This window comes from Blastomonas sp. CCH1-A6, from assembly GCF_001556365.1.
Lineage (GTDB): Bacteria > Pseudomonadota > Alphaproteobacteria > Sphingomonadales > Sphingomonadaceae > Blastomonas > Blastomonas ursincola.
Map to the genome: position 1 here is coordinate 1 of NZ_LSIS01000350.1, position 1,588 is coordinate 1,588.

The 1,588-nt window shown below is 68.4% G+C and carries 1 pseudogene; it reads left to right on the forward strand.

The window, feature by feature from the left end:
• Nucleotides 1-1,588 (forward strand): annotated as a pseudogene (locus AX735_RS25995) (hypothetical protein); the annotation flags it as partial.

The following is a 1,588-nucleotide window of genomic DNA, read 5'->3' on the forward strand; positions in this document are numbered from 1 at the left end:
GCCTGACCGAAACCGGCACGATCGGGGTGATCGGCAGCTTCAATTTCGGCGGCCTGATCTCGATGGTGGCCAATGGCACCGGCGGCAATGCGCTGGTGGGGGGCAATGGCGGCGCCGGTACCGGCGGTACCTCGCGCATCGGCGCGAACGAGAGCAACATGACCGGCGGCGACATGTTCGTCGCGGCTGTGGCGCGCGGCGGTGACGGCGCGCTGGGCGGACGCGGCGGCGATGCAACGGGGGGCCTCGCCACCCTGATCTCCGGCGGTAGCCAGGCCACCCGGCTGCTCGATTTCGACAATGTGACGCTGCTTGCCGACGCCTTTGGCGGCGCGGGTGGCGCAGGTGCCAATGGCACGGTCGGCGGGGCGGGCGGTGCGGGCGGCAATGCCACGGGCGGGCGGACCCAGGCGATCGGCACGGCGCGCGGCGGCCAGCTCGACATCCTGAACCTGCAGGTGTCGATGAACGGTTTTGGCGGCGCAGGCGGCGCGGGCGGCACAGGATCTGCAGGCCTGGGCGGCAATGGCGGCGCAGGCGGAATCGGCACGGGCGGCAACACGCAGATCGGCACGGTCAGCAGCACGATCACCACCGGGCCCAATCCCACGCCGACCGGCTTCATGGTGATGACCGATGCCTCGCTTCAGGCCAATGGCTTTGGCGGCGCCGGCGGCGATGGCGGGATCGGCACCACCGGCAACGGCAATGGCGGCAATGGCGGGCTGGGCGATGGCGGCGACATCTTCTTCGCCACGCGCGGATCGCTGACCCGGGTGGGCAACCTGACGATGCTGGCCAATGCCGGCGGCGGCAATGGCGGTGCAGGAACGCTGCGCGGCAATGGCGGCAACGCGATCGGGGGCGTGATCGGCCTGGAAAGCACCGAGCAGTTCCAGGCGCCCACCAACCGCGGCACCCTGATCGCGAACGACATCATCGCGATTGCGAGGGGCACGGCGGGAACCGGGGCCATCAACGGCACGACCACCCAGGAGACCGGATCGTTCGTCCGTGCGGTCAATGGCGACCTGACGGCCAACAGTCTGGTGTTCAACATCGGCAATGCCGGCGATGCGCCAGATCCGACCGGGATCGTCGAGGATTACATCCGGGTCACCGATGCCGCGGTGAACGTCACGGGCAGCTTCACCTTCATCACCCCCGTCCAGCTTTCGGTGCTGGTGAACAATGGCTCGGTCAATGCGGGCGCATTCGGCGTGCAGGCAGGAAGCTTCGTTGCCGACACGGTGGTGACCGCGCCCGGTGCCATCGGCACGATCACCGCCAATGCCATGGATCTGCGATCCGATGGCGCGATCATCGTTACCGCCAATCTGGCCACGCCCGGCAGCCTCACGGCCGTCGGCGGCGGCGCGATCAACCTGCGCAACATCAACGCAGGCGGGGTCATCGGCATTCAGGGCGCCGCGCTGCAGCTCGGCAACCTGACATCGGGCAACCATGTCAACCTGACGTCGACCACTGGCGCGATCAATGCGGGCACGATCACGGCCGCCAATTTCGTCGCCATGACGGCAGCAAACGGGCTGACCCTGTCTGCCGTCACCGCGACCAACGGCTATAT